Below are 24,423 nucleotides of genomic sequence, written 5' to 3' on the forward strand. Positions count from 1 at the left end.
AATGTTTGATGGCCTTATTCGCGAACAGGATATTGCTTGGGCAGCAGCACTGATGGGACTGGGATCAGATGGATTTGCTCCGGTCGGCGACGACGATAGTCGGCTAAAAGCAATGCTCAATCTCGACACGACCGATTTCGAAGCATGTCCGGGTAGTGGGAAGACAACCTTGCTTGTTGCCAAACTAGCGGTATTGGCGATACGTTGGCCATACCGTAAGCAAGGTATTTGCGTGCTTTCGCACACCAATGCAGCTCGTAACGAAATTAGCGCTAAACTCAGTAACTCAACCGCTGGCATCGCACTCTCACGCTATCCACACTTTGTTGGAACAATCCACTCGTTCGTCAATGAGTTTCTGGCCCTGCCATGGCTACGATCGAAGGGTATAGCGGTGCGCTGTATCGACACGCAAATCGCCCTTATGAAGCGCTGGAATATGCTTCCGAGTAATACGCGTTGGGCGTTACAGCAGAATCGGTTAACGGAAGCATGCCTAATCTATACCCAGTCCGACTACTCAGGTGGCATTACTGGCAGATTCGGGCCGCAGACCCCGACTTATCAGGCGATACTCGAAGCTCGTCGCACTGTTAGCGAGCAAGGTTATTTCTGCTTCGATGAGATGTTTGTGTGGGCTAATGAGTTGCTCGACAAGAACCCTGAGGCAGCAATGGATCTGCGTCGGCGCTTCCCCCTAGTATTCATCGATGAAGCACAGGACAATAGCGAGGAACAATCAGCTCTGTTGCACCGTATCTTCTGCGCTGGCGATTCACCGTCACGGCGGCAAAGATTCGGCGATTCGAATCAAGCAATCTATTCACGGGCCGGACTCGAAGGTGCGAGTACCGATCCGTTCCCCGGTAACGTCGTCCATGTTCTTCCGCGAAGCTATCGCTTTTCCCAAGAAATCGCCAATAAAGTAAAGGGCCTCGGCGTCGCGCCGCAAGCATTAATTGGTGCTGGTCCGCCGCCTCGAATAAATGCCGAACCAAAAGCGCCAACAATCTTTCTATTCGACGATGCATCAGTGCAATTAGTCATTCCCCGTTATGGCGAGTATCTTATTGAATCCTTCGACGCAGCAGCTTTAGAGTGTGGAGTTTTTACCGCAGTCGCAGGAGTCCACGAGCTAAAAGAGGATGGTCACGTACCCCATGCCATGGGGCATTACGTACCCACCTACGATCACTGTTGCGCACGAAAGGAAGCAACTCCGAACAGTTTCGCGCAATATCTGTCGCGCGCATGTATCGAGATTATTGGCAGTAAAAATAGCGAAAAGTTGGTTAATGCAACAGCCTCAGCATTACTGGCCGCAAGTGAGTTGTCAGGTAGCATATACAGCAGGATTTCGCGAAAATCACCGCACCGTCGAGTTGTTGAGCTTTTGGGCGAGACCGAGGTAATTGTAAGCTATATGGCGCTGCAAGAGATGATTCTGACAAGTCGTGGAAAGATTACACAGGACGATTGGAACACAGCAGTACTCCCATTGATTGTGTCGTGCGTTAAGCAGTTGAGCGGCTCTGCAGTACTTGGCGGCAGTGTCACAGCTTTCCTCGCTTGGCCACAGATCAACACGTCGCAAGAAGAGGAGACAATTCTCACACGGAGCACAAATCTCGTATCTTATCCAAACAATTCCCCCCAGGTCCAAATCCGATTAGGGTCAATTCATTCCGTTAAAGGCGAGACGCACACCGCGACACTTGTACTTGATAGCTTCTACTTCAATCATCATCTAAGCGAACTAAAGCCCTGGATACTCGGAACGAAGGCTGGCGGCTCGACAGTTAATCGGAGGGGGAGAACAATATTTGAGGGTTCGCGTATGCTTGGCCGATTGAAGCTCCATTATGTGGCTATGACGCGCCCGACTCACCTCTTATGCCTGGCGATGCGCAAAGACGCATTCGTCGACGAAGAACTTACTGCCCTCGCAGATCGTGGGTGGAAAATTATTGATTGTTGTGCTCCTCATCATCCCTAAAAATTATTGCCACAGCTTATGATGTATTGACTTCAGAGGCTCATAGGCCCTCAATGCTCACTTTAGCAACACTTCCTTTTTAGGGAATATAATAATAACGATCACCAATGCCGCGGAACTTTCATACCAGTTTTATGTAACCTACAACTATTGGTGGTCATTTTGGTGGTCTTGACAGCATCGCAATTCAGGTTTAGCCTATTTATTAGCTAGTTACTGGCAAAGGCGATCCCAGTCAGAGGAGCCAATTTAAGGAAAGCAGACGTTCACTGACGTCTGCTTTTTTGCTTTTTATCAATTGGTTATCCCCTTCTTCAGGTTCGCCCTCGTTCACCCAAAAAACGCTACTGCCCACTACTTTTGTTGGTAGAATCGTTGGTATCTCTGGTTCGATTTTGCTTATACCAACAACTCAAGGGGGCAAATCATGTCACTCACTGATTCCAAAGTAAAAAATGCCAAATCTCTTGAGAAGGAATATAAACTTACTGATGGCTTTGGTATGCACCTGTTAGTGCATCCCAATGGCTCCAAATACTGGCGCTTGTCTTATCGTTTCGAAAAGAAGCAAAGATTACTCGATTTAGGCGTCTACCCGGCTGTTTCTCTGGCGAATGCCCAGGATAGGGACCCACTTTACTTACTGAAATAGCGAACTTATTTCAATTGTATTGATCTAAGTTCTATCTCCCCAACTCAGTAAAGACAATGACTATATTTAATTAGATCAATAACATCCTCGAATTTCGCTGTGATATGAATAAAAAGCATGAATTGATGAGCGTCATTTTCCTTACCTTTGCTGTCGTACTCAGCGGCGCATATGGCGCTGTTCCATCGAGTGGCATTGAGTGTCCTGAAACAGCATGAAGGAAAAAAGAGCGCATAGCGGGCAAACGACAATATGCCGGATGATCAGGAGATTTTCGTAGCGAGGTTATTTTTGGTTAATTTATCGACAAAGTAGAATCCTACGCTGGCTAAGGCAATCGGCGACATTCTTGCCGATAAACCCTGTCGCACCGACGATCAAGATGTTTTCCATTTCTCCCAAACTTCCACGGTAAAGCAACCGTGTTTAAAGGCTGCACACGACTGGAACTGATTTTTCACCAGCCGCTTTTTCAGGTAATGCATCAGATAGCCATGCGAAACAATGGCCACATTTCCTCCCTGTTCAAGTTGAGGGAGCAACCGCTTCGAGCGGCGTTTAGCATGCTTAACTTTCTCCGCCTCACCACTTAGTCGTAATAGCCAAGCAATGCGGGAAAGTAAAAACCATGTTCTGACTTTCAATTTCACTAGCGGTAGAGGAAAAATCTTTAATCCAACCTCGGAAAGATCTGGGTTAATAATGTAATCATCAACATGGCTGAAGAGCAATTGGCAGGTACGCTCAGCCCGAGCCACAGGCGAGCAATACACTACAGGATTGCTTTCCTTAATTTGCTGAAAGAGTTCGGTGATAAGGAATTTAGCTATTTCACTCTCTTCGATATCTTTCGTCTGATTATAATCCTGTAACCGCAATTGTGCTGTCTTATAATCACAGGAGGTATAATCAATTTTTGGTGTTGCATGTCTAATTAAAAAAATCATATTAAATAAGCACAGGTGATAATCAGGTTACCGACAAAAAATAAAAATGGCGTATCCCAAGAATGAAGGGACTTAGCCTCCGTCAGAGTCATGGCGAGAGTAAATAACAATCATCGCTAGGCCCATGCCGTGGAAACTTTGCATAAACAGCAGAGCTAAAATTAACGTGGTAACAAAAAAAACCAGCTTCCTTCATAACTGCGATAAAAGGTTCTCTACTCCAAGTAATTCGAGTTTCAGGAAGGCGGCAAGAGAAGGAACCCCGATGAACTTACTCAGATAAGTGCTCCGGGTGACAAATCTACCGGGAGCAGATTTGAACGCAGCCAACGCACATGCAACTTGAAATATTACGAGCATATCGATAAAAAAACCTTTCGCGGCATATTTCTGTTTGCCAAATCGAATGCCTACTGGCTCAGCAAGGCCATCCCCTAGAGTGGTTTTAAACCCCAATAAGCTTCAATATACAGCTTTTAACACCTGAAAACGATCGTTAATGCTGGACGCCAGTGAGTCCGCTATTTCTGACAGTGTGGTTGCGAAAAAATTGCATATCGCATCCCGAAAATCGCGCGTGTTTTCAAAATAGCGATTATTCCGTGTATCCGCGCTCATCACTTTCCACAAGCGCTCTATCCATCCATAACTGAGCTTTGTCGCCTGCGTCGGATAACGGCATCGATAAACAGAATCGGCTCATCACCCGCCGTTTTCAGGTTTGAGTTTATGGGTATTGACGTAATCGTTGATATGCTCCCCTTTGAGCGATGGCGGGATTCCTTACACAGCAACACTTGCCAGTCGAGGAAGTCATGACATGAGGTTGTCACAAAGTAGATCTGTAATGGTATTCGGAACCCCTTCGAGGGTTCCGCATCGGGTTAATCAAGCAGATACGTTTATAGCACTACGCCTTTGAGCGCGTATTCGTTCTCGTCAGCGGGCCACCGAGAAACAATACCAGTGCTATCAGACAGGCCGTCACCTGTATACCGCCCAGTGTGGTGACAGGAGGAAACGTCAGTACTGAGCCCAGCCAGGTTGTTATCGCCGCCATTCCCATCGTCAAAAACCCCAGCAGCGCGGATGCCAAACCCGCTTCTTTCCCGAAAGGCCCCATCGTAATGGCCGTTCCCAGTGGATTGGCTAAGCCCATTCCCCAGAGGAAGACGATCATCGACAAGGTATACCCACTGAGGCTTGGTGCTTCCGGCCCAAGCAATAGCAAACTCCCACCCACTAATGCAGTAGCGAGCCCCACCGATGCCACACTTCTCGGACCATAGCGACGCGCCAGTCGCGGCGCAGCCATTCCCGCTCCGAAGACAACGAACACGGTTGAGGCGAAATAGAGTCCGGCCTGGAACGACGATAGGCCAATCCCCTCCATCAGAATCGCCGGTGCGGCACCGAAAGAGGCAAATAAGCCGCTCATCAACAGACTCATCGACAGTGCCGGAAGGATAAATTTCCCATCCACAGTCAGCTTGCCGTACGCCACGATGACGCTCGGAATGGAGTACGGTGCGCGACGCTCAGCGGGATGCGTTTCCCCCAGCCCGTGTGCATAGAAGACGGCGATGACAAAGGCGGCCAGCCCCACCAGGATAAAGATCGCGCGCCAGCCCAATGTCGTCGTCAGCACGCTTCCCACCAGCGGTGAAAATCCGGGTGCCGCCGCTGTCGCGATCATCGTCAGCGATAGCGCCCGCGCCAGCGTTTCACCGTCAAACAGATCGCGTGCAATTGCGCGTGCTAATACTGCCGCAGCGCAGATGCCCAGCGCCTGAATGACTCTTCCGACGATCAGCGTTTCAAGTGAACCGGCAAGGCCACCGACAACTGTGCCAACAATGAAGATGAAAAGCCCACCCAGAACGAGCGTCTTGCGTCCATAACGATCCGATAACGGGCCAACAACCAATTGGGCCAGTGCAAACGTGATGAAAAAACTGGATAGCGTCAAACCAAGTTCACGGGGGGATGCCCCAAGCTGCTCTCCGATATCGGGGAAAGCTGGAAGAATAATGTTTGTAGACAAGATGCTAATCGCCGAAAGGCCAGCCAATAACGCGACAATTTTTCCGGTTAATCGCGGGCTTTCGAAGGAATGCGTTTTCGCCATAATGACAGTGCTCGTGGTGATTTTAATGACAATGACGACGTGGAAATATGGCCACGCAGCAGACGGGATAACGCTCGCCACCCTGTGTGACGAGCGTTTTCATATCAATGACGGCTTACACTGCGGCGGGTTTATCGACGTGCTTCTCATTCTCTGGACGTATCTTGAACCAGATAGCGTACATCGCAGGCAGAAACACCAGCGTGATGATGGTGCCGCCAAACGTCCCGCCAATCAGCGTGTATGCCAGCGTGCCCCAGAAAATAGAATGAGTGAGCGGGATGAACGCCAAAATGGCGGCCAATGCGGTCAGCAACACAGGTCGGGCTCGCTGCACCGTCGCCTCCACCACCGCATCGAATGGCGAGAGTCCTTCCTGCTCGTTGTGATGGATCTGCCCGATAAGGATCAAAGTATTACGCATCAGGATACCGGATAGCGCAATCAACCCCACAAGCGCATTGATACCAAACGGCTGGTTGAAGAGCAGCAACGTTGGCACCACGCCAATCAGCCCCAATGGTGAAGTGAGAAACACCATCACCATTGCCGACATTGACCGCACCTGTAGGATGATGATCAGTAGCGTGATAGCAATCATGATAGGAAACAGTGGTGCCATCGCCTGAGTGGCTTTTCCTGACTCTTCAATCGGGCCAGCCTGTTCAATACGGTATCCGGCCGGAAGTGTATCGATGATGGGCTGTAGCTGTTTCAGGATCGCCATAGAGACATCCGGCGGCTGCAGATTTTCGGCGATATCACCCCGTACAGTCATGATTGGTGTGCGATCGCGGCGGCGCAGGATAGGATCTTCCATCTTCACGTCGACCTCCCCTATCTGTGACAGAGGAATACGCTGCCCGGCAGACCCCACGAGCGTGAAGCCCGCTATTTTTGCTGGATCAAGCCGGATATCACCGGCAGCACGTCCCATGACCTGCACCGAACGAATGTCTTCACGCACCGACGTGATCGGAACCCCCGAGAGCAGGAACTGAAGTTGCTGCGCGACCGCATTTGATGTCAATCCCACCGCCTGCAAGCGATCCTGATCGAGCGTAAAATGCAGCGTCGGCACCTGCGGCCCCCAGTCGGTATTGACGGTCCTCATCATGGGATTTGCCAGCATCACCGTTTTCACCTTGTCTGCAATCTCACGCAGCGTGGTCGGATCCGGCCCCATAACACGGTAGGCCACCGGATAAGGTGAATTGGGGCCAAACACCAGTTGAGTCACCCGAACAAGCGCTTCCGGAGCCAGGCCGTTGGCTGCCACTTCACGCAATCGAAACTTGAGCGCCTCACGCGCTTCCTGGCTGTCCGTCAGCACGACAATTTTTGCAAACGACGGATCGGGCAGCTCTGGCGACATAGCCAGAAAAAAGCGTGGTGAACCTTGCCCGATATAAGACGTCACAATTTTTGCCTCTTCCTGCTTCTTCAGCCAGTCCTCTACCTTCGCCGTTGCCGCGCTGGTCTGCTCAATGGAAGTCCCATAGGGCATCTGCACTTCTACCAGCACTTCAGGACGATCGGAGGTCGGGAAGAATTGTTTTTTAACCAGCGCCATACCTAAGATCGCTACGGTAAAGGCAGCCACCACGGTACCTGCCACGATCCATTTCCGCGAGATAACACGCGTCAGTAAACGGCGAAATTGGTTGTAATGGCGGGTGTTGTAGATGGCGGCGTGTCCCCCCTCTACGATTTTGATTTCCGGCAGCATTTTTACGCCCAAATAAGGCGTGAAGACCACCGCAACGACCCAGGAGGCAATCAGGGCAATCCCGACGATCCAGAACATGTTGCTGGTGTACTCACCGGCGGTGGATTGCGCGAACCCGTTAGGCATAAACCCCACAGCGGTGACCAGTGTACCAGCCAGCATCGGGGCAGCCGTATGGCTCCAGGCATAGGCGGAGGCTTTGATACGGCTATAGCCCTCCTCCATTTTCACCACCATCATCTCGATGGCGATAATCGCATCATCGACCAGCAAACCCAGCGCCAGAATGAGAGAACCCAACGTAATTCGGTCAAAATTTTTACCGGACGCTTCCATCACCACAAAGACGATAGCCAGCGTCAACGGTACCGCCGCTGCGACAACAACGCCCACGCGCCAGCCCATGCTGATAAAACAAACAACCAGCACGACAAGCAATGCGACGAAGAATTTGATCATGAATTCATCAACAGACGAGCTGATATTCACCGACTGATCGGTAACTTTCGTCAACGTCATGCCAAGCGGCATGTCTTCATTGATTTTGGTCGTCTCGGCATCCAGTGCCTTCCCTAAATCGAGGCCATTCCATCCTTCACGCATCACAATGCCCAGCAACAGCGCCGGTTCTCCCTGATTGCGAACCAGAAAGGTCGCAGGGTCTTCATAGCCACGTTCAACGGTTGCTACATCTGAAAGCTGTAACGTCCTACCCTGTACAACAATCGGCGTTTTACGGATCTTGTCCAACTTATCAAAAGCGCCATCCAGACGAATAAAGACCTGCGGCCCACTCGTATTAATCGAGCCGGCTGGTGTCAGCACATTCTGGCTGTTCAGCGCGGAGAAAATATCCTGAGGAGCAATACCCAGCGTCGCCAGCCGGTCGTGCGAGAACGACACAAAAATACGTTCAGCCTGTTCCCCGATGATATTGACCTTCTTCACGCCTGGTACATGCAAGAGACGCTGACGCAACGATTCGGCATCACGGACCAGCAAACGCTGCGGCTCACCTTTCGCTTTCAGCGCAAAGAGCGCAAAGGTCACATCAGAGAATTCGTCGTTAACCATCGGTCCAATCACGCCTGCCGGCAGGTTCCTAGCTTCATCACCGAGCTTTTTACGTGCCTGATAGAACTCCTCCTGTACCTGTGAAGGCGGCGTACCATCGAGTAGTGACAGCATGGTAAAAGCGAGTCCAGGACGCGTGTAAGTCTCACTGCGGTCATACCACTTGAGCTCCTGCATGCGCTTTTCCAGCGGTTCGGCCACCTGATCCTGCATTTCCTGAGCAGTCGCCCCTGGCCAGACAGAAACAATGGTCATCTGCTTGACCGTAAACGGTGGATCTTCTGCTCGCCCCAATTCAAAGAACGAGAGGATGCCAGCGACGGTAATCAGAATAATGAGAAACAGTGTGATAGAGCGCTCACGGACAGCAAGCGCCGAAAGATTGAATCTTCCCTCACTCATGGCTGGCTCCCAGCGACACTGGCATCGCGCTGTTCAATCACTCGGACCGCTTCGCCGTCATGCAGCAAATGCGTCCCCAAGGCAACGACCAACTCTCCCGGTTTGAGATCTCCTGTCACCTTTGCCCTATCGTCGCTAAGGCCAGACATCTGAACGGGTTGCCATGATACTTTGGCGGGATCGCCTGAAATACGCCAGACACCTGGCCCTTTCCCTGGGTCATAGATTGCCGCTAAAGGCACCTGTAGCATCTGGCGGGATACGTCATCTTTCGCAATATGGAGCGTAACGGTAGATCCGAGCGGTGCACTCGCCAGCTCACCGTCAAGCACATACCTCGCTTCGAAGGTACGCGTCAACGGATCGGCCGCATCGGAGAGCAACCGCAGTTTCGCTGGGACACGCTGTTCTCCGGCGCCATAGCGCATTGCCTGCGCTTCGCTTCCAACCGCGGGACGTAGCGTTTCAGGCAGTTGTACGATGGCTTCCCGCTGCCCCGCGCGCGCCAGTCGAACAACAGGTTGCCCTGCACTCACCACTTGACCGGGTTCAGCTAGCGTATCCATGACCACGCCGTCGGCATCGGCCAGCAGCACGGCATAGCCTGTCGCGTTTTTCGCTACATCAGCCTGAGCCTGCGCGGCGCTCAGTTCCGCTTTCGCCGTCTCGGCAGCCGCCTTTATTTGATCGTAAGCCGAAGCGGATACCGCACCTGCGGCAACCAGACCACGATAACGAGCTTCGTCATCGGTCGCCTGTTTGGCACGGGCTCGCGCAGCAGTAACAGCCTGCTGCTGGGCTTGTGCTTGTAAGCTGAGATCGAGAGGGTCCAGACGCATCAAAGGCTGGCCACGTTTCACGGTCTGGCCGGTATCAACCAGACGTTCAAGGATTTTGCCTTGCACCCGAAAACCCAAGTCGCTTTGAATTCGTGCGACAACCACACCGGTGAAGGCGCGAGAGGCATCAACGGCGCTCATCACGGTAGCCGCTCTCACCAGCGGTGGCTGATTGCGTGGATCGTCGATGTCGGAAGCGTCACCGCACGCCACCAGGGCGAGAGGCAACAGGCAAACAGCAAGAGTGGTAGAGTTGAACCGGAGCATAGGTTCCCTTATCAAATTAACAGGACAGAAACCTCATTCTCTAACTAGTGACCAATATTGTCAATGGTCACTATTTTTAAGGTGCCAAGCTACGCAATATTAACGATGGGAGTAACACCGCAGCGGACGCTGACGAATCTAGGTTGTATTGCAGTTGAATAGGGCAAGCATAAGGGCGCATGACCAGATAGATGGCATCTGCCGCCTCATCCAACGGCGTCTTGCGCTCAAATTCTCCGGACTGTCGTCCCTCAAGAAGAATGTGCTGCACAAGCTGACGTAGTTTTTCTTCATAAGAAACGGCTGAAGGCCACCGGTCGCGCGAAGATACCGCAGCGATTTCATAAAGCTTGCGATCGTGAAAAAATAAATCGCTACCCGCTTCTATCACGGCTTTATACAAGCGTCTCAGTTTTTCCGAAGCGGTTGGCGCATCGACAACCGACGCGTTAACAACATCCATAATCATTGCCAGTCGGTTAGCACAAATACTCTCCCCGATCGCCTGTTTGGAATCAAAAAATTTGTAGATGTAGGCCTTAGAAAAGCCAATCGCCTTGGCCAGATCGGACACGGTGGTCTTCTCATAGCCAAAGTGTCCGAAGTGCTTAGTTGCCGCTTCCACAATCTGATCTCGAACGCTATGGTCGGACGGCCCGCGCGAGGACTGTGTATTCATATGTTTAGTCATTTCTCCAGCTTAGCTCACCGAGCGTTGATTGACAACATGTGACCAATATGTAATATGGTCACAACTTTTTTGACTCAAGGAATTCCTATGTTATCCCTCCGTACCCTTTCCTTGGTGGTGAGCGCGAGCTTAATGGCAGGTTGCGCCGTTGGGCCGGATTATCAGCATCCGGACACGCTACTCGCGGATCGTTATCAGGCACAATCCGCCATAAAACCGTCTGCAGAACAAGGAAACGCAGCCCAAGCTGCCAACCTTGCCGTCTGGTGGGAAAGCTTTAATGATCCCTTACTGAGTGAGTTAGTTTCAAGAGCACTTGCGCAGAATCTTGATTTGGCCCAAGCATCCGCACGGATGACTCAGGCGCGCGCAGGGCTTGGCGCAGCAACGGCGGCGCTGCTGCCCTCGGGTAACATCAGCGGACAAGGCACTCGTGCCTACCAGTCAATTGAAACGCCACAAGGTCAGCTACTCAACTCGGTTCCTGGCTATAATCGCTACGGCAATGCCTATGAAGCCGATCTCAACGCCAGTTGGGAGCTTGATGTATTCGGTGGCTTGAGACGCGGCCGTCAGGCGGCACTGGCTGACTATGAGGCTTCGGAAGCCGGCGTCGCGGCCACACGTCTGGCCGTCGCCGCTCAGACTGCCGATACCTATATCACCTTGCGCGGGTTACAAACGCGTCTGGCGATCGCCAACAGGCAGGTCAAGACACAGCAAGATCTGCTGGACAAGGTACAGTTGCTCCACGCTAAAGGGCTCGCCGCAGAATATCAGGTTCGTCAGACGGAGGGCGCGCTTTCGCAGGTTCAGGCAACCGTGCCCGCTCTCCAAACTGGGATCGACGCCGCGATGAACGCATTGGACGTTATGCTCGGCACCCCTCCTGGCACGCATCGGGCCCAATTGTCCAGCTTACAGGCTATTCCACAACCTCCAGCGCTCATAGCAACGGGGACACCCGCGGATCTGCTGCGCCGCAGACCCGACATTATCGTGGCCGAACGCCATCTTGCAGCGTCCAACGCACGCATCGGGGTAGCCATCAGCGAGTACTATCCTAAATTCTCGCTCAGCGCCTTGCTCGGTAGCGGAACGTCGGTGTCGAGCGGCAATCTGTTCTCCAGCGGTGCCAACCAATCGGCGGGCGTATTAGGGCTGCGCTGGCGACTCTTCGATTTCGGTCGCATTAACGCCCAGATCGATCAGGCGAAGGGACAGGAAGCCGAAGCGCTGGCGGCTTATCGTCTATCGGTACTCCGTGCGACCGAAGATGTTGAGAACGCCTTCTCGGCCTTGGTCAATCGCGAAACGCAGGCTACAACGTTAACCGCCGGTGAGACCGCGTTAGCCAGCGCGCGGCAATCGTCTTTCATCGCCTACCAGAAGGGAACAAGCAGCCTGATTGACGTTCTTCACACCGATGAAACCCTGCTACAAGCCTCCGATGCCCGGGCTCAGGCTCAAACTGAATCGGCACGCGCAGCTGTCTCCACATTCAAGGCGCTCGGTGGTGGCTGGCAGCCGCCAGAAACCACAGTGAAAACGCAATAAGGTATTCACCCAATACGGCCACAAACTGGCACCTGTACAATTGAAACTACACAACTGGAGTTATTAGCATGACAGTAAAAAACAATACATGGGTGCTTATCACGGGGGCTTCAAGCGGGTTTGGCGAGGAATTCGCGAGGCAATATGCGGCACAAGGAAAGTCGCTCATCCTAGTGGCGCGTCGGCTCAATAAGCTTGAAATACTCGCGGCGGAATTACGCAAAGATTTCAACGTCAGTGTAATAGTCGAACAAGTGGATCTTTCCGTGATTACCGCAATCAGCGATCTACACAGCCGACTAAAAGAACAAAATATTGTAGTTGATATATTAATTAATAACGCTGGCCACGGTTTGCAGGGCAGCTTTTTAGATCAATCACTGAGTGAGTCGCTGGATATGATCGATCTGGATATCACCAGTTTGACAGCGATAACTCGGCTCTTTGCAGAAGATATGCGCGTCAGGCGCAAAGGACATATTTTGATGGTCGCCAGCCTGCTGTCTTATCAAGGCGTAAAGAATTTTGCCGTTTACTCAGCAGCTAAAGCGTATGTGCTCCGGTTTTCCGATGCTTTGCATCGTGAGCTTAAAAGCGATGGAATCACTGTCACTGCACTTTGCCCTGGCATGTCTGACACTGGCTTTGTTACGAGAGCCAAACAAAAACTCACCCCTGCATTACAAGGTGTGATGATGCAGCCTAAACCTGTTGTTCAGGCTGGTATCCGGGCTCTTCAGGCTGGGCGAATGAGCGTTGTTCCAGGGTTGGGAAATAAGGCGATTACATTGCTGACTTGGGCTACTCCACGCTGGTTACATCAGGCCATCATGGCTCGCGTAATGGGCGTATAAAGCGCTGTCTAAGAGATATTGTCGATAGAGAGTACAGACATAGCCTCGTAGAATTTATAGAACATCGCCTACCGTGACATTCGCGAACAGTGACTGAATACGATGGAGATAGAACGGACGGATAAGGCGAAAACCGTATCCGCCCCTTCGTTTCCCTGTTGGCTTTTCCTTGCCTGCCGATGACGGACAGTATCTTTTATACTGCTGATAATTTATCCTCTCCCGCCTTTCGTCATCGACCGATAAATAAGAAAAAGTAAGAGCCTGCACCTATGATCTCATCACCCGACGCAACGCCGACGTCAGCGCCCTCTGCCACGTCAACGCTTGCTGTATTACGTTCGCCCTCGCTGCTGATGCGCGAGGTTTTGGCGGGCACCATCACCGCACTGGCACTTATCCCAGAGGTGATTTCCTTTTCCATCATTGCGGGGGTTGATCCCAAAGTCAGCCTGTTCGCCTCCATCGTGTTGTGTTTCACCATGTCTTTTCTCGGTGGCAGACCGGCGATGGTGACGGCAGCGGCGGGTGCCGTGGCGCTGGTTATTGGCCCGATGGTACACGCACACGGCGTGGCCTATATTCTGCCTGCGGTGATCATGGCAGGGATCGTTCAGATTCTGTTTGGATTGGCAGGGCTGGCGAGAATGATGCGCTATATCCCCCGTTCGGTAATGATCGGTTTCGTCAATGCGCTGGGCATCCTGATTTTTGCCGCGCAGGTGCCGCATATTTACGGGCAATCCTCGCTCGTCTGGCTGCTGTTTGCGCTGACGCTCGCGATTGTTCTGCTGCTGCCTTATGTGGTGAAAAGCATTCCCGCGCCGCTGGTTGCCATTGTGACGGTGACCGCGATTGCCATGTTTACTGGCATCACGGTGCCTAACGTCGGCGATGCTGGCCCCATGCAGCCCGGATTACTGGGTTTCACCCAGTGGCTAGTACCGTTCAATGCTGAAACGCTGCACATCATCTGGCCGACCGCGCTGAGCATCGCCTTTGTCGGGCTGATGGAATCGCTGTTAACCGCCAAACTGGTCGACGACATCACGGATACCCCGTCCAGCAAGCGTCGTGAATGCTGGGGGCTGGGCATTTCCAATCTCTTCGCTGGGTTTTATGGCGGTATTGCTGGGTGTGCAATGATCGGGCAGACCGTGGTTAACGTGGAGCTAGGTAAAGCGCGCACGCGCATTTCCACCCTCGCCGCCGCGCTGGTGCTGTTGCTGCTGGTGACGGGGCTGAGCGAAATCATGACGAAGATTCCGATGGTGGTGCTGGCGGGCATTATGATGATCGTCGCGCTGAAAACGATGAACTGGCACAGCCTGCACCCGACGACGCTAAAGCGTATGCCGCTGTCGGAAACGCTGGTGGTCATCGTGACGGTTGTCGCGACCGTCTCGACGGGGAACCTCGCTATCGGCGTGGCGGGCGGCGTGATCTTTGCCATCCTGCTGTTTGCGCGCCGCGTGGCGCACGTCATTCACGCAGAGCGTCAGGTCAGCGAAGACGGGCAGTCGGTGCACTACACCGTACGTGGGCCGCTCTTCTTCGGCAGCAGTAACGATCTCTTCGAGCACTTTCTCTATGCGCAGGATCCGCAGAACGTCACCATCGATCTGACGCACGCCCAAATCTGGGATGCCTCCAGCGTGGCAGCACTCGATGCGATAGAAACCCGCTATCATCGCTACAATGCGAAAGTCACGATTATCGGGCTGGATACCCATAGCACCAAAATTCACCAGCGCCTGTCTGGGCATCTCTAAGTCACCTGGCGTTCGAAGACGGCTACCGTCGCGGCCTGAAAACCCGACTGCACATCGACGGTTCCATCGTCGATCAATAACCGTGTGTCGGCAGGTCTATGAACACGGTAATAGCGTTAGATGACGCTGCCACGCAGCGTCTAATACGCCGTATACTGTGAGTTAATTGCCCATTATTAAAAAGCATAGCGAAATTATTGCTATGCCCTGTAGCAGGGGGAAAACACGGAAAATAGCGGCCACATTCATCGGCTACCTGATGAAATAAACAGAACAACCCCAGACGCCGCACCCTACCGCGAGGCAGACCACGCGCCAGCGTGATTTTTCTCTCAATGAATCGTTATATTTATCTGGAATGAGATAAGGCGAAAAGAACTAATTTCGCTATAAGTATTTCGCTACTCTGCATGAGCGAAATATATCGCCTCGATTAAAACTCAATCACCAAGGTAATTATAATGAAACGTTCACTTCACCAGGTATTCATGGCGATCACGCTGATTAGCGCCTCCTTTTTCAGCCAGGCCGCCGACACACAAACCTCGACATGGCAACACATCAAACAGACCGGTGAGTTACGTATCGGCGTGGCACAGGGTGAGCCGTGGTACTTTAAAAATCCGTCGACCGGAGAATGGGACGGCATCGGCTATAACATCGGTAAAGAACTGGCAAACGATCTGGGGGTCAAGTTGGTGACGGTAGAAACCACGTGGGGCAATGCCATCGCCGCCTTACAGACAGGTCAGATCGATACCATGCTGGTGCTCGACCCGACGGAAGAGCGGAAAAAGGCGGTCGATTTTCCTGAGCAGCCTTTCTTTTGGTATGCGCAAGGCGTGTTGATTCGTGATGGCATTACGGTGACCAACTGGGACGACCTCAATCGGGAAGATGTTAAAATCGGCGTCACGCTGGGCTCCAGCCCGGACCTGATGCTGACCAAACGTCTGCCAAAAGCACAGCTGGTGCGTTTCCCGAATATGGATGAAGGCGTGGCCGCGTTCTATGCGGGCAGAGTCGATGCGTTGTCCTATTTCCATCCGGCTCTGGCGCTGCAACAGGCTAAAGTCGGCAAGGGTAATCTGATTCTGCCGAAGCCGATTATTGAGGTCAGCACCAGCGGGGCCATACGTAAAGAAGCCGATCAAACCTTCCATAACTTCCTGAATGACGAGTTTGCCAAGCTGTATCAATCCGGCAAGACGCAACACTATTATGAACAGGCGCTCAAACTGCGCGGCGTTGACGTCAGCAAAGTGCCGTCGGTCATTAAAGAAGACTGGAAATAAGTCGGAAACGGTTAAAGCGACAGCCCTGAACGGAGTCAGGACATCGGCATTAGCGGGGTCAGCAGCGCGGCGACATCCTGGCATTGTTCCAACTCGGATAACGCCGCCGTTGCCTCCGCAACCGTTGTTGGGGCAAGCCGGGGCGAGAGATTCTCCGCAAACGTCGCCATGATGCGGCTTTCCGCTGGGGNNGCTGCGCGCACCCCAGCGGAAACGCAATGCGCTCACCACCGTTCACTGCGTGACGACATCAACCCGCACCACCTGACTACTCGCACCGGCAATGCCGCAGCCCAGACTGTCGATAAAATGCAGCACGATTTTTCGTCTTAAGGCGGCGGGAATGTCCTGAATCGTCAGTCGATGAGCAAAGGTCGCGAGGCGCAACGTCAGAGGAAGTTCAGCAGCGTGAGGCATCGCCATTCCGCCATTCTTTTATAAATAAAAGGAATATTAGTACCACGTTTTATTATTTATTTATCATTTTTTCGACCTGCTAAGATGCATCGGTTCTAACAAAATAAGAAACGTATTTCCTAATTGACCCTAAATAATGCGAGTTTCAGGACAAAACGTTAGCGTTTTGAACAACGCAAAGCGTTGGCCNNACATGCAACTTGAAGTATGACGGGTATACGCACTTTTCAGGGGCTCTGCATCTATGTCTTATCAGTGGGATTTTTCCGCCATCTGGCCTTACCACCAGTTGCTGTTGGAGGGGCTATGGGGAACGATAAAGATCGGAGCTACCAGCATCCTGATCGGGATGGTGGCAGGCATGGTGCTCGCCGCCATGAAAATGTCGCCGCGTCGGCTCTTGCGCCTCCCCGCCGCGATGTTGATTGGCTTCTATCGTAATACGCCCGCGCTGGTGCATTTTTTCTGGATTTACTACGCCCTGCCCGTCATTACGCCGTTAACGTTTTCGCCTTTTACCGCCGCCGTAATCGCGCTGTCCGCACAGTCCGGTGCCTTTTATGCCGAAGTGTACCGTGGCGCGATCTCTTCTATTCACACGGGACAATGGGAAGGGGCAAAAGCGCTGGGCATGTCGAAATCAACGGCACTGCGTCGGGTCATTCTTCCTCAGGCGTTACGCCGCATGATCCCGCCCTTTATTGAGCGCTCGTTTGAACTCATCAAATCCACGTCGTTGGCGTCATCACTGGCCTATAGCGAGTTGCTTTATCAGGCAATGCAGATCAACAGCCAAACCTACCGACCGCTGGAAGTCTACAGTCTGGTAGCCGTGATGTATTTCACCCTACTGCTGCTGATTAGCCTGTTCAGTCAACATATTGAGAAACGGCTGTCGCTGGCAGACCGTCGGCTCGCGTAAGGAACATCATGCACTATCAATGGGATTTCTCGCTGGTCTGGCACAACCTTCCCGTGCTGCTGAAAGGCCTTGGCGTCACGCTCGAACTCTGGCTGCTGGCTGGTGTGCTGGGCACCGCGCTGGGGCTGGTTCTCGGTCTTTTTCGCGTATTTGGCAAACGCTGGCTGTCGCTGCCCGCCAGATGCTTTGTCGAAATCTTCCGTAACACACCGGTTCTGATCCAACTGATCTGGTTTTATTACGCCTTCCCGGTTCTGGTCGGTGTGCAGTTCAGTACCTTTTCCGCCGCCGCGCTGGCTCTGACGCTGTATAGCGCGGCGTACTGTACGGAAATTTTCCGCGCCGGCTTGCAATCCATCGACCACGGACAGTGGGAAGGCGCGAAAGCGCTGGGCATGCGACAGGCGGTGATCCTGCGACGCGTAGTTCTGCCACAGGTGTTACGCAATATGCTGCCCGCTTTGACCAACCGGATGATCGAACTGGCCAAGGTGACCTCACTGGCTTCCATATTGGCCGTCAACGAACTGATGTATCAGGGGAGGCTGCTGAGCAGTACCTATTATCGTCCGCTGGAAATCCTGACGGTGGTGGCACTGCTCTATTTCGTTTTGATCTGGCCGGGCAGCTACCTTGCCGCACGACTTGAACGTCGTTTCCGTTCAACCCCCTAGCCTGACAGCGCCACAGGATTGCTATGCGTGAAACTATGTCTTTGAATGAAACTATTAGTTTGAATAAAAATCATACTTTGAATGACGATATCGTCCTGCGCATTCGCGGGCTCCAGAAACGCTTCGGTGCCGTTGAGGTCTTGAAAGGGATCGATCTGGATGTACGCCGCGGCGAAAAAATTGCCATCATTGGCGGCAGCGGGTCGGGAAAAAGCACCCTGCTGCGCTGCCTGAATTTTATGGAGATCCCCAGCGCCGGCACCATCGAACTAGATGGCATAGTACTGGGAAAAACCAATGCACAAGGCCAGCGTGATTATCCCGAAAAGCAGCTGTGCGCCGTGCGGGAACGCGTAGGCATGGTGTTTCAGCAATTCAATCTGTTTCCCCATCTGACCGTGCTGGAAAACGTGCGTGAAGCGCTGGTGTCGGTGAAGAAAATGCCACGGCATGACGCCGATGTGATCGCCAAAGCCCAGTTGGAAAAGGTCGGGCTGGGCAACAAGCAAGACGCGCGTCCTGCCAATCTCTCCGGCGGTCAGCAGCAGCGGGTGGCGATTGCCCGTGCGCTGGCGATGTCACCGGAAGTCATGCTGTTCGATGAACCGACATCGTCACTGGATCCAGAACTGGTGGGCGAAGTACTGCACACCATCCACGCGCTCGCGGAGGAAGGGCGTACCCTGCTGTTAGTCACCCATGAACTGGGATTCGCCTATCACTTCGCCGACCGCGTTATCTTTATTGAAAATGGCGTGATCCACGAAATGGGCAGCGCCGAGCAGGTGCTCAAAAATCCGCAGCAACCCCGTACCCAAGCCTTCCTTGCTCGTTTTGCCGAGCGAGCATTTTAACTCATCATTCAGGAACAGTACGATGCAATCCACCTTATCCAGCCAAAGCAGTCAGGCCTATTTGCAGGATCCACGTAACAACGACGTACAGGTATATGTAAATGGGGAATTTGTTCATCGCGACAACGCGGTGGTGTCGATCTTTGATTCCGGCTATGTGTGCGGCGACGGCGTATGGGAAGGCTTGCGTTTGGTTAACGGTCGCCTGATCGCGCTGGATGCCCATCTGGATCGCCTATTCGACGGTGCCGCCGCGATCCAACTGGATATCGGCCATAGCCGGGAAGAACTGACCGCTATTCTCTATCGAACGCTCACTATCAACAGCATGACCGATGGCGCGCATATTCGCCTGATGATTACCCGAGGGAAAAAGCATACGCCGAATCAGGATCCCCGCTTTATTATCGGCGGTGCGACGGTGGTGTGCGTGGCGGAGTACAAGGTCGTCGATACCGCAGCGAAAAAACGCGGGCTGACGCTGTTTACCTCCACCTACCGCACCAGTACGCCAGACGTCTTCGATCTGCGGCTGAATTCGCACAGTCGACTTAATCTCATTCAGGCGCTGCTACAGGCGTTGCAGGCCGGTGCCGATGAAGCGCTGATGCTGGATCCGCACGGTTTTGTCGCCAGTTGCAACTCCACCAACTTTTTTATCGTCCGTCGCGGTGAACTGTGGACATCATCAGGCCGCTACTGCTTCAACGGCATTACCCGTCAGACCATTATCGATCTCGCGCAAGCCAACGGGCTCACGGTCAAGGCGCAGGATTTTACACTGGCAGAAGCCCTTACCGCCGATGAAGCCTTTGTCACCGGCACGCTGGCGGGCATTACCCCAGTAAAAGCGCTGGACGGCCGCCCGTTTAACCCCGAACACCGCCCAGTAACCGAGCAGCTCAGCCGCTGGTATGAGGCGTATCTGCACGCGTAGTGATTGAGGTGCATTGTCATGAAACAAGGCATTTCCCTGCCCCCCAGAACCTCACCATACCCATGTTCTGCCAGCTAAATGCCTTTGATGTAAGCGTGGGTAACCACCGCGGCGGTTTAATGCACTACGTTCAACAACGAATTGATTCAACGAAATATTAACCGTTAGAAACAGTTGATTAAACGCTCTTCAACAGCAGTGCGTTAAACGCTTATTTGAGCTGAACGACAACCTTACCCTTGGCACGTCCTTGAGCAAGATATTCAAGCGCTTCCTTGGCTTGGTCGAACGGAAAGACCTTATCAATGACAGGATGAATATGTTCAGACTCAAGTAAGTCGCCAATTTCAGATAATTGACGCCCATCGGAACGCACAAATAGAAATGAGTAGCTGATATCGCGCTTACCCGCAAGACGCATGATCTTGCGGCTCATCAAACCGAAGACAAATTTTAGAACGACGTTCAGTTGGCGAGCGCTGGCGAACGCAGCATCCAGCGGCCCAGTAAGTGAAATGATCTTGCCTCCCGGTTTAAGGATACCGATGGATTTTTTGATCTCATCTCCCCTGAGAGTACCCAGCACCATGTCATAGCCATGCAGCACGTTCTCAAACGCCTGCGTCTTGTAGTCAATTATCTCATCCGCACCCAGATTACGTACCATCTGAACATTGCCCGTGCTGGTCGTCGTTGCGACTTTTGCACCAATGTGTTTTGCCAACTGGATCGCGAACGTGCCAATACCGCCAGCCCCCGCAGGGATAAATACCTTTTGCCCTTTCTGAACATTCGCCCGCTCTTTTAAGGCTTGCCAGGAGGTCAACCCGACCATTGGGATCGAGGCGGCTTGCACGAAGTTCAGATTAGTTGGCTTTGGTGCGGCCACATTCTCTGGCACGACGGCGAATTCGGCGAGTGAGCCTGAGCCGAGATCGAACAGACTGGCGAAAATAGCATCACCGGGTTTGAAACGGGTCACACGACTCCCAACCTCTTTCACCACCCCGGCCAAATCGCTTCCCATCGTGGCTGGCAGTGGGAACTTAAGGATAGGTTTGAACATACCCGTTGGAATCATGTTGTCGATCGGATTCAACCCCGCGGCGTAAACCTCAACGAGCAGTTCGTCAGGCTTTAACGTGGGATAGGGAACCTCGATGAAGCCAATCTCGGGCGATTTACCATAGCGTTTGAATGTGAGTGCTTTCATATGATTTGACTTCCTATTATTGACTAACTGATGTGACATGGCGAAGGTTGGGAATAAATGCCCCCTTGCCCAGTGCTGGAGATACTCAGGATGAGAGAATGACCTTGCGCTTCAAGGCTCATCCGATGGTCGCGTCCCGAACCGACGGCTACCGGACAATCCCTCCTGAATTTTTAGGCTATCCGTTCAAGCATTGACGTCCACGACGGTGCGACCACGTACCTGCCCTTGGAGCATCGGCTCAACAAGACCCACCACATCAGTCAAGCCGATGACCTGCGTGGCGTGTGCAAGTTTACCCAGGTCCAGATCGGTGGCCAGGCGCGCCCATGCCTGCAACCGTACGTCCTGCGGCGTGTTGACTGAGTCGATACCAGCCAGTGTCACGTTGCGCAGAATAAAAGGCAGCACAGAACTAGGCAGATCCGCCCCCTGTGCAAGCCCGAAAGCCGCCACGGCGCCGCGATAACGCGTTTGCGCCAGCACATTGGCCAGAGTGTGGCTACCCACGGAGTCGATCGCTCCGGCCCAACGCTCTTTACCGATTGGGGCATCCGGCTCGGACAGCGTGCGACGGTCAATGACCTCGGCAGCGCCCAATTCGCGTAAGTATCCGGCTTCCTCCAGACGCCCGGTCGAGGCCACAACCCGATAACCCAGTTTAGACAATAGGATGACAGCAACGGAACCCGCGCCACCACCCGCTCCTGTTACCAACACGTCCCCTTTGTCCGGTGTCACGCCCGCATGCTCCAACGCGAGCACAGACAGCATCGCAGTGTACCCAGCCGTGCCAATCGCCATAGCATCACACGTCGAAAAAACATCGGGCAATTTGATCAGCCAGTCGCCCTTGACGCGCACCTTCTGCGCCAAGCCGCCATGATGGGTCTGGCTAAGCCCCCAACCATTGGCGACGACACGGTCACCAACGTTGAACCCAGCGTGCGACGAGGACTCGACAACCCCAGAGAAGTCAATGCCAGGAATCAGCGGAAACTGACGGATGATCGGTGCACGACCACTGATAGCCATCGCATCCTTGTAATTCACTGTTGAATAGTCTATCGCGACACTGACGTCACCTGGCATGAGCTCGGCTTCATCAAAATCAACGAGGGCTGTTGAAATTGCGTCTCCTGTTTTGGTGGTCAGCAACGCATTGAAAGTTCGGTTCATTTTTACTCCGTAATTGCAAATTTCGTAAATGAGTCATCATGTTGAAGGGCAAAAACGTGCTAGAGATGCTCAACGCGTTGTATAGACAAAAGACGCTGACACGGCTCTTAACATTATGCCGTGCCGAGCACATGTACCCGTATCGCGGCCCATTCATGGCATGAGTTACCCCAAACCAAATTGCTTGTGCAGCATCTTGTCGAAGAAACCACGAGGAAGAAACCGCCGAGCAAATGCCCCTTGGCGAGCAACCTTTCCCGAGGGATAGCGGAGATGCGGTGTCTTATCGTTTGCCGCCAGAACGATGGTTTCGGCCACACTATCGGCACTATCCGCTACCGATAAGGCGCTCTCATAGGCAACAAGGTATTTCTGTCGGCTCATATTATAGACAGTCAGAGGCCGATCAGATGCGGTAACACTTGAGTCAAATGACGTCCGTGTGACGCCCGGTTGGATCACCGCAACGCGCACCCCAAACTCGCGTACTTCGTGGTCAAGAGATTCGGAATACCCTTCGATCGCATGCTTAGTCGCCGAGTAATGTGCATTGTAAGGTGCTGGAATAATCCCCAACCCCGAGCCCACATTCAAGATGCGACCACTGCCTTGCTTACGCATGGTGGGTAAAACGGCATTCGTCACCCTGACGACCCCTAGTACGTTCGTTTCAAACAGCGCACGTACCTGTGCAATAGAACTCTCTTCCGCTGCCGCAGGACCAAGGCCGAAGCCTGCATTATTGACCAACAGATCGATGCGTCCTTCCAGATGCAGCAGTTCACCAACGGCGGTGTTAACAGATTCGTCGTCTGTCACATCCATCGCCAGCATAGAAAAGGCGTGCAGACCTTCCTGAGTGCCCCGTCTGCTCGTGCCATAGACCCGATAGCCAGCCGTTGCAAGCTTCTCGGCAGTGGCTCTCCCGATGCCCGATGAAGCCCCAGTAACGAGGGCAACACGCTTATCTTTTTTCATTCCATACTCCTGATCATTTTTGCAAATTGCTGTCCGACATCTGGAGGCAGATTGCGCCGCAAGCCAGATGTGCAACCAATGTGTTCAGATGCGTTTCGTCACCTGCGACAAGTACGAGATCGTGACCACAACGGGCTTCCAGTGGCATAGGTGGCACCAATGCCACTGGAAGCCCCTGTGATGGGGACAGTTGCAGGCTTGGTCATCATGTTATTCCTTTGAATGAGTCATTTGAGTTAACAAGTTCAGCCACTGCACACGCTGAAAAACATTTTCTTGGTCGTGTCATTTCAGCGTCTGGCGTTGTAAGTAGACTCAATGATGACGATCACAATCTAAACTGTCAATATTTTGATTATGGTCATAATCAATGTATAGTGGATTCATTCCTTAAGACATAAACTCATAATGGAACAGATATGAAAGTCACTAAGGCACAGGCGCAGGCAAACCGAGCGCATATTGTTGAAACGGCATCTACCCTGTTTCGTGAACGCGGTTACGATGGGATTGGCATTGCCGACCTCATGGCCGAGGCTGGCTTCACTCACGGCGGCTTCTACAAACATTTCCGCTCTAAGGCCGACCTGATGATGGAATCGGCAGCGTGTGGCCTCGCACAAACAGCAGAACTGTCGGCTAGCTCAGATATATCGGAGCTAGTACAGGGTTATCTCTCACGTGAGCATCGTGATGCCCGTTCAACAGGCTGCACGATAGCGGCGCTAAGTGGGGATGCGGCACGCCAACCAGAAGAGGTTCGAGAGACTTTTGCGGTCGGTATAGAACGTGTGCTGGCCGAACTGAGTAAAGCAAACATGTCACCTGACTCGACAGACGCTAACGCTGAGCGAGCCAAATACCTTGACATACTGGCACATGCACTTGGTGCCATCGTCATGTCGCGCGCCTGCCCAGACGATTCCCCACTGGCCGATGAAATTTTGGCGGTTTGCCGTGACAAAATCCTCGCGTCACTGAACACGCCAGTACCCGAGGGCGCGTGTGTGAACAAACACCGCGTTTGAAGGCTGTTAACGCCGTCG

General features: G+C 52.8%; 19 protein-coding genes and 2 pseudogenes. 11 read left to right on the top strand and 10 right to left on the bottom strand.

Translation table 11 applies throughout. The features are described 5' to 3' along the window. The first annotated feature begins 1 nt into the window (after position 1). Entirely contained in the window at positions 2-1,996 is a 1,995-nt protein-coding gene (locus tag H0248_RS07850; protein ID WP_180785416.1) for a UvrD-helicase domain-containing protein, read from the top strand. Positions 1,997-2,423: 427 nt separating this feature from the next. Then, positions 2,424-2,624 (top strand): annotated as a pseudogene (locus H0248_RS07855) (Arm DNA-binding domain-containing protein); the annotation flags it as partial. Positions 2,625-3,025: 401 nt separating this feature from the next. On the opposite strand, the gene H0248_RS07860 reads toward H0248_RS07855, so the two are convergent. From H0248_RS07860 to H0248_RS07880, 6 genes and pseudogenes are all read right to left on the bottom strand, one after another. Continuing rightward, a complete protein-coding gene (locus tag H0248_RS07860) occupies positions 3,026-3,595 on the bottom strand; it encodes a phosphoglycerate mutase family protein (RefSeq protein WP_180785417.1) in 570 nt (189 codons plus the stop codon). Between the two features lie 462 nt (positions 3,596-4,057). Next, positions 4,058-4,308 (bottom strand): annotated as a pseudogene (locus H0248_RS22100) (hypothetical protein); the annotation flags it as partial. Between the two features lie 197 nt (positions 4,309-4,505). Continuing rightward, the gene (locus tag H0248_RS07865) at positions 4,506-5,723 is read right to left on the bottom strand and encodes a multidrug effflux MFS transporter (RefSeq protein ID WP_180785418.1); all 1,218 of its coding nucleotides are present in this window, start codon (positions 5,721-5,723) and stop codon (positions 4,506-4,508) included. Positions 5,724-5,838: 115 nt separating this feature from the next. Continuing rightward, entirely contained in the window at positions 5,839-8,928 is a 3,090-nt protein-coding gene (locus tag H0248_RS07870) for an efflux RND transporter permease subunit (protein ID WP_180785419.1), read from the bottom strand. Next, the gene (locus H0248_RS07875) at positions 8,925-10,034 is read right to left on the bottom strand and encodes an efflux RND transporter periplasmic adaptor subunit (protein WP_180785420.1); all 1,110 of its coding nucleotides are present in this window, start codon (positions 10,032-10,034) and stop codon (positions 8,925-8,927) included. The genes H0248_RS07870 and H0248_RS07875 overlap by 4 nt, the downstream gene beginning before the upstream one ends. Before the next feature lie 76 nt (positions 10,035-10,110). Continuing rightward, positions 10,111-10,725, bottom strand: a complete 615-nt coding sequence (locus H0248_RS07880; RefSeq protein ID WP_180785421.1) for a TetR/AcrR family transcriptional regulator — start codon at positions 10,723-10,725, stop codon at positions 10,111-10,113. 87 nt (positions 10,726-10,812) lie between these two features. Here H0248_RS07880 and H0248_RS07885 point away from each other — a divergent pair, with 87 nt between their 5' ends. The 4 genes from H0248_RS07885 (at position 10,813) to H0248_RS07900 (ending at position 16,203) form a co-directional block, all read left to right on the top strand. Beyond that, positions 10,813-12,282, top strand: coding sequence for an efflux transporter outer membrane subunit (locus tag H0248_RS07885; protein WP_180785422.1), 1,470 nt, complete (start codon positions 10,813-10,815; stop codon positions 12,280-12,282). Between the two features lie 68 nt (positions 12,283-12,350). Continuing rightward, a complete protein-coding gene (locus H0248_RS07890; protein ID WP_180785423.1) occupies positions 12,351-13,136 on the top strand; it encodes an SDR family NAD(P)-dependent oxidoreductase in 786 nt (261 codons plus the stop codon). A gap of 272 nt (positions 13,137-13,408) precedes the next feature. Beyond that, positions 13,409-14,908: a SulP family inorganic anion transporter gene (locus H0248_RS07895; protein WP_180785424.1), complete on the top strand. Its 1,500-nt coding sequence runs from the start codon at positions 13,409-13,411 to the stop codon at positions 14,906-14,908. A gap of 461 nt (positions 14,909-15,369) precedes the next feature. Then, positions 15,370-16,203 carry a transporter substrate-binding domain-containing protein gene (locus H0248_RS07900; protein ID WP_180785425.1) on the top strand — a complete coding sequence of 278 codons (834 nt, stop codon included), beginning with the start codon at positions 15,370-15,372 and terminating at the stop codon, positions 16,201-16,203. Between the two features lie 234 nt (positions 16,204-16,437). Here the strand turns inward: H0248_RS07900 and H0248_RS07905 are convergent, their stop codons facing one another. Next, positions 16,438-16,626, bottom strand: a complete 189-nt coding sequence (locus tag H0248_RS07905) for an MmgE/PrpD family protein (protein WP_240345942.1) — start codon at positions 16,624-16,626, stop codon at positions 16,438-16,440. Between the two features lie 238 nt (positions 16,627-16,864). Between H0248_RS07905 and H0248_RS07910 the strand changes: the two genes are divergently transcribed. The 4 genes from H0248_RS07910 to H0248_RS07925 are packed head-to-tail and all read left to right on the top strand — an operon-like array spanning position 16,865 to position 20,007. Beyond that, on the top strand, positions 16,865-17,542 hold the full coding sequence (locus tag H0248_RS07910; protein ID WP_039360114.1) for an amino acid ABC transporter permease: 678 nt from the start codon (positions 16,865-16,867) through the stop codon (positions 17,540-17,542). An 8-nt stretch (positions 17,543-17,550) separates the two neighbouring features. Continuing rightward, positions 17,551-18,216, top strand: coding sequence for an amino acid ABC transporter permease (locus H0248_RS07915; protein ID WP_180785426.1), 666 nt, complete (start codon positions 17,551-17,553; stop codon positions 18,214-18,216). 35 nt (positions 18,217-18,251) lie between these two features. Continuing rightward, the gene (locus tag H0248_RS07920) at positions 18,252-19,070 is read left to right on the top strand and encodes an amino acid ABC transporter ATP-binding protein (protein ID WP_180785749.1); all 819 of its coding nucleotides are present in this window, start codon (positions 18,252-18,254) and stop codon (positions 19,068-19,070) included. 22 nt (positions 19,071-19,092) lie between these two features. Continuing rightward, the gene (locus H0248_RS07925) at positions 19,093-20,007 is read left to right on the top strand and encodes an aminotransferase class IV (RefSeq protein WP_180785427.1); all 915 of its coding nucleotides are present in this window, start codon (positions 19,093-19,095) and stop codon (positions 20,005-20,007) included. 211 nt (positions 20,008-20,218) lie between these two features. On the opposite strand, the gene H0248_RS07930 is transcribed toward H0248_RS07925, so the two are convergent. From H0248_RS07930 to H0248_RS07940, 3 genes are all read right to left on the bottom strand, one after another. Further along, a complete protein-coding gene (locus tag H0248_RS07930) occupies positions 20,219-21,220 on the bottom strand; it encodes an NADP-dependent oxidoreductase (RefSeq protein ID WP_180785429.1) in 1,002 nt (333 codons plus the stop codon). Between the two features lie 186 nt (positions 21,221-21,406). Beyond that, positions 21,407-22,399 carry an acrylyl-CoA reductase (NADPH) gene (gene acuI, locus H0248_RS07935; RefSeq protein WP_180785431.1) on the bottom strand — a complete coding sequence of 331 codons (993 nt, stop codon included), beginning with the start codon at positions 22,397-22,399 and terminating at the stop codon, positions 21,407-21,409. Between the two features lie 165 nt (positions 22,400-22,564). Beyond that, complete coding sequence (locus H0248_RS07940; protein WP_180785434.1) at positions 22,565-23,377, bottom strand: oxidoreductase; 813 nt, start codon at positions 23,375-23,377, stop codon at positions 22,565-22,567. 419 nt (positions 23,378-23,796) lie between these two features. Between H0248_RS07940 and H0248_RS07945 the strand changes: the two genes are divergently transcribed. Next, on the top strand, positions 23,797-24,405 hold the full coding sequence (locus H0248_RS07945; protein WP_180785435.1) for a TetR/AcrR family transcriptional regulator: 609 nt from the start codon (positions 23,797-23,799) through the stop codon (positions 24,403-24,405). The last annotated feature ends 18 nt before the right edge of the window (positions 24,406-24,423 follow it).

The sequence above is a fragment of the Pectobacterium brasiliense genome (assembly GCF_013449685.1).
Taxonomy (GTDB): Bacteria; Pseudomonadota; Gammaproteobacteria; order Enterobacterales; family Enterobacteriaceae; genus Pectobacterium; species Pectobacterium brasiliense_A.

Excerpts from the sequence above, each read along its gene's own strand:
- H0248_RS07870 (WP_180785419.1), bottom strand. The coding sequence starts at position 8,928 with ATGAGTGAGGGAAGATTCAATCTTTCGGCGCTTGCTGTCCGTGAGCGC.
- H0248_RS07905 (WP_240345942.1), bottom strand. The coding sequence starts at position 16,626 with ATGGCGATGCCTCACGCTGCTGAACTTCCTCTGACGTTGCGCCTCGCG.
- H0248_RS07910 (WP_039360114.1), top strand. The coding sequence starts at position 16,865 with ATGTCTTATCAGTGGGATTTTTCCGCCATCTGGCCTTACCACCAGTTG.
- H0248_RS07920 (WP_180785749.1), top strand. The coding sequence starts at position 18,252 with ATGTCTTTGAATGAAACTATTAGTTTGAATAAAAATCATACTTTGAAT.
- H0248_RS07880 (WP_180785421.1), bottom strand. The coding sequence starts at position 10,725 with ATGACTAAACATATGAATACACAGTCCTCGCGCGGGCCGTCCGACCAT.
- H0248_RS07945 (WP_180785435.1), top strand. The coding sequence starts at position 23,797 with ATGAAAGTCACTAAGGCACAGGCGCAGGCAAACCGAGCGCATATTGTT.
- acuI (WP_180785431.1), bottom strand. The coding sequence starts at position 22,399 with ATGAACCGAACTTTCAATGCGTTGCTGACCACCAAAACAGGAGACGCA.
- H0248_RS07915 (WP_180785426.1), top strand. The coding sequence starts at position 17,551 with ATGCACTATCAATGGGATTTCTCGCTGGTCTGGCACAACCTTCCCGTG.
- H0248_RS07930 (WP_180785429.1), bottom strand. The coding sequence starts at position 21,220 with ATGAAAGCACTCACATTCAAACGCTATGGTAAATCGCCCGAGATTGGC.
- H0248_RS07890 (WP_180785423.1), top strand. The coding sequence starts at position 12,351 with ATGACAGTAAAAAACAATACATGGGTGCTTATCACGGGGGCTTCAAGC.
- H0248_RS07895 (WP_180785424.1), top strand. The coding sequence starts at position 13,409 with ATGATCTCATCACCCGACGCAACGCCGACGTCAGCGCCCTCTGCCACG.
- H0248_RS07850 (WP_180785416.1), top strand. The coding sequence starts at position 2 with ATGTTTGATGGCCTTATTCGCGAACAGGATATTGCTTGGGCAGCAGCA.
- H0248_RS07885 (WP_180785422.1), top strand. The coding sequence starts at position 10,813 with ATGTTATCCCTCCGTACCCTTTCCTTGGTGGTGAGCGCGAGCTTAATG.
- H0248_RS07925 (WP_180785427.1), top strand. The coding sequence starts at position 19,093 with ATGCAATCCACCTTATCCAGCCAAAGCAGTCAGGCCTATTTGCAGGAT.
- H0248_RS07860 (WP_180785417.1), bottom strand. The coding sequence starts at position 3,595 with ATGATTTTTTTAATTAGACATGCAACACCAAAAATTGATTATACCTCC.
- H0248_RS07865 (WP_180785418.1), bottom strand. The coding sequence starts at position 5,723 with ATGGCGAAAACGCATTCCTTCGAAAGCCCGCGATTAACCGGAAAAATT.
- H0248_RS07900 (WP_180785425.1), top strand. The coding sequence starts at position 15,370 with ATGAAACGTTCACTTCACCAGGTATTCATGGCGATCACGCTGATTAGC.
- H0248_RS07875 (WP_180785420.1), bottom strand. The coding sequence starts at position 10,034 with ATGCTCCGGTTCAACTCTACCACTCTTGCTGTTTGCCTGTTGCCTCTC.
- H0248_RS07940 (WP_180785434.1), bottom strand. The coding sequence starts at position 23,377 with ATGAAAAAAGATAAGCGTGTTGCCCTCGTTACTGGGGCTTCATCGGGC.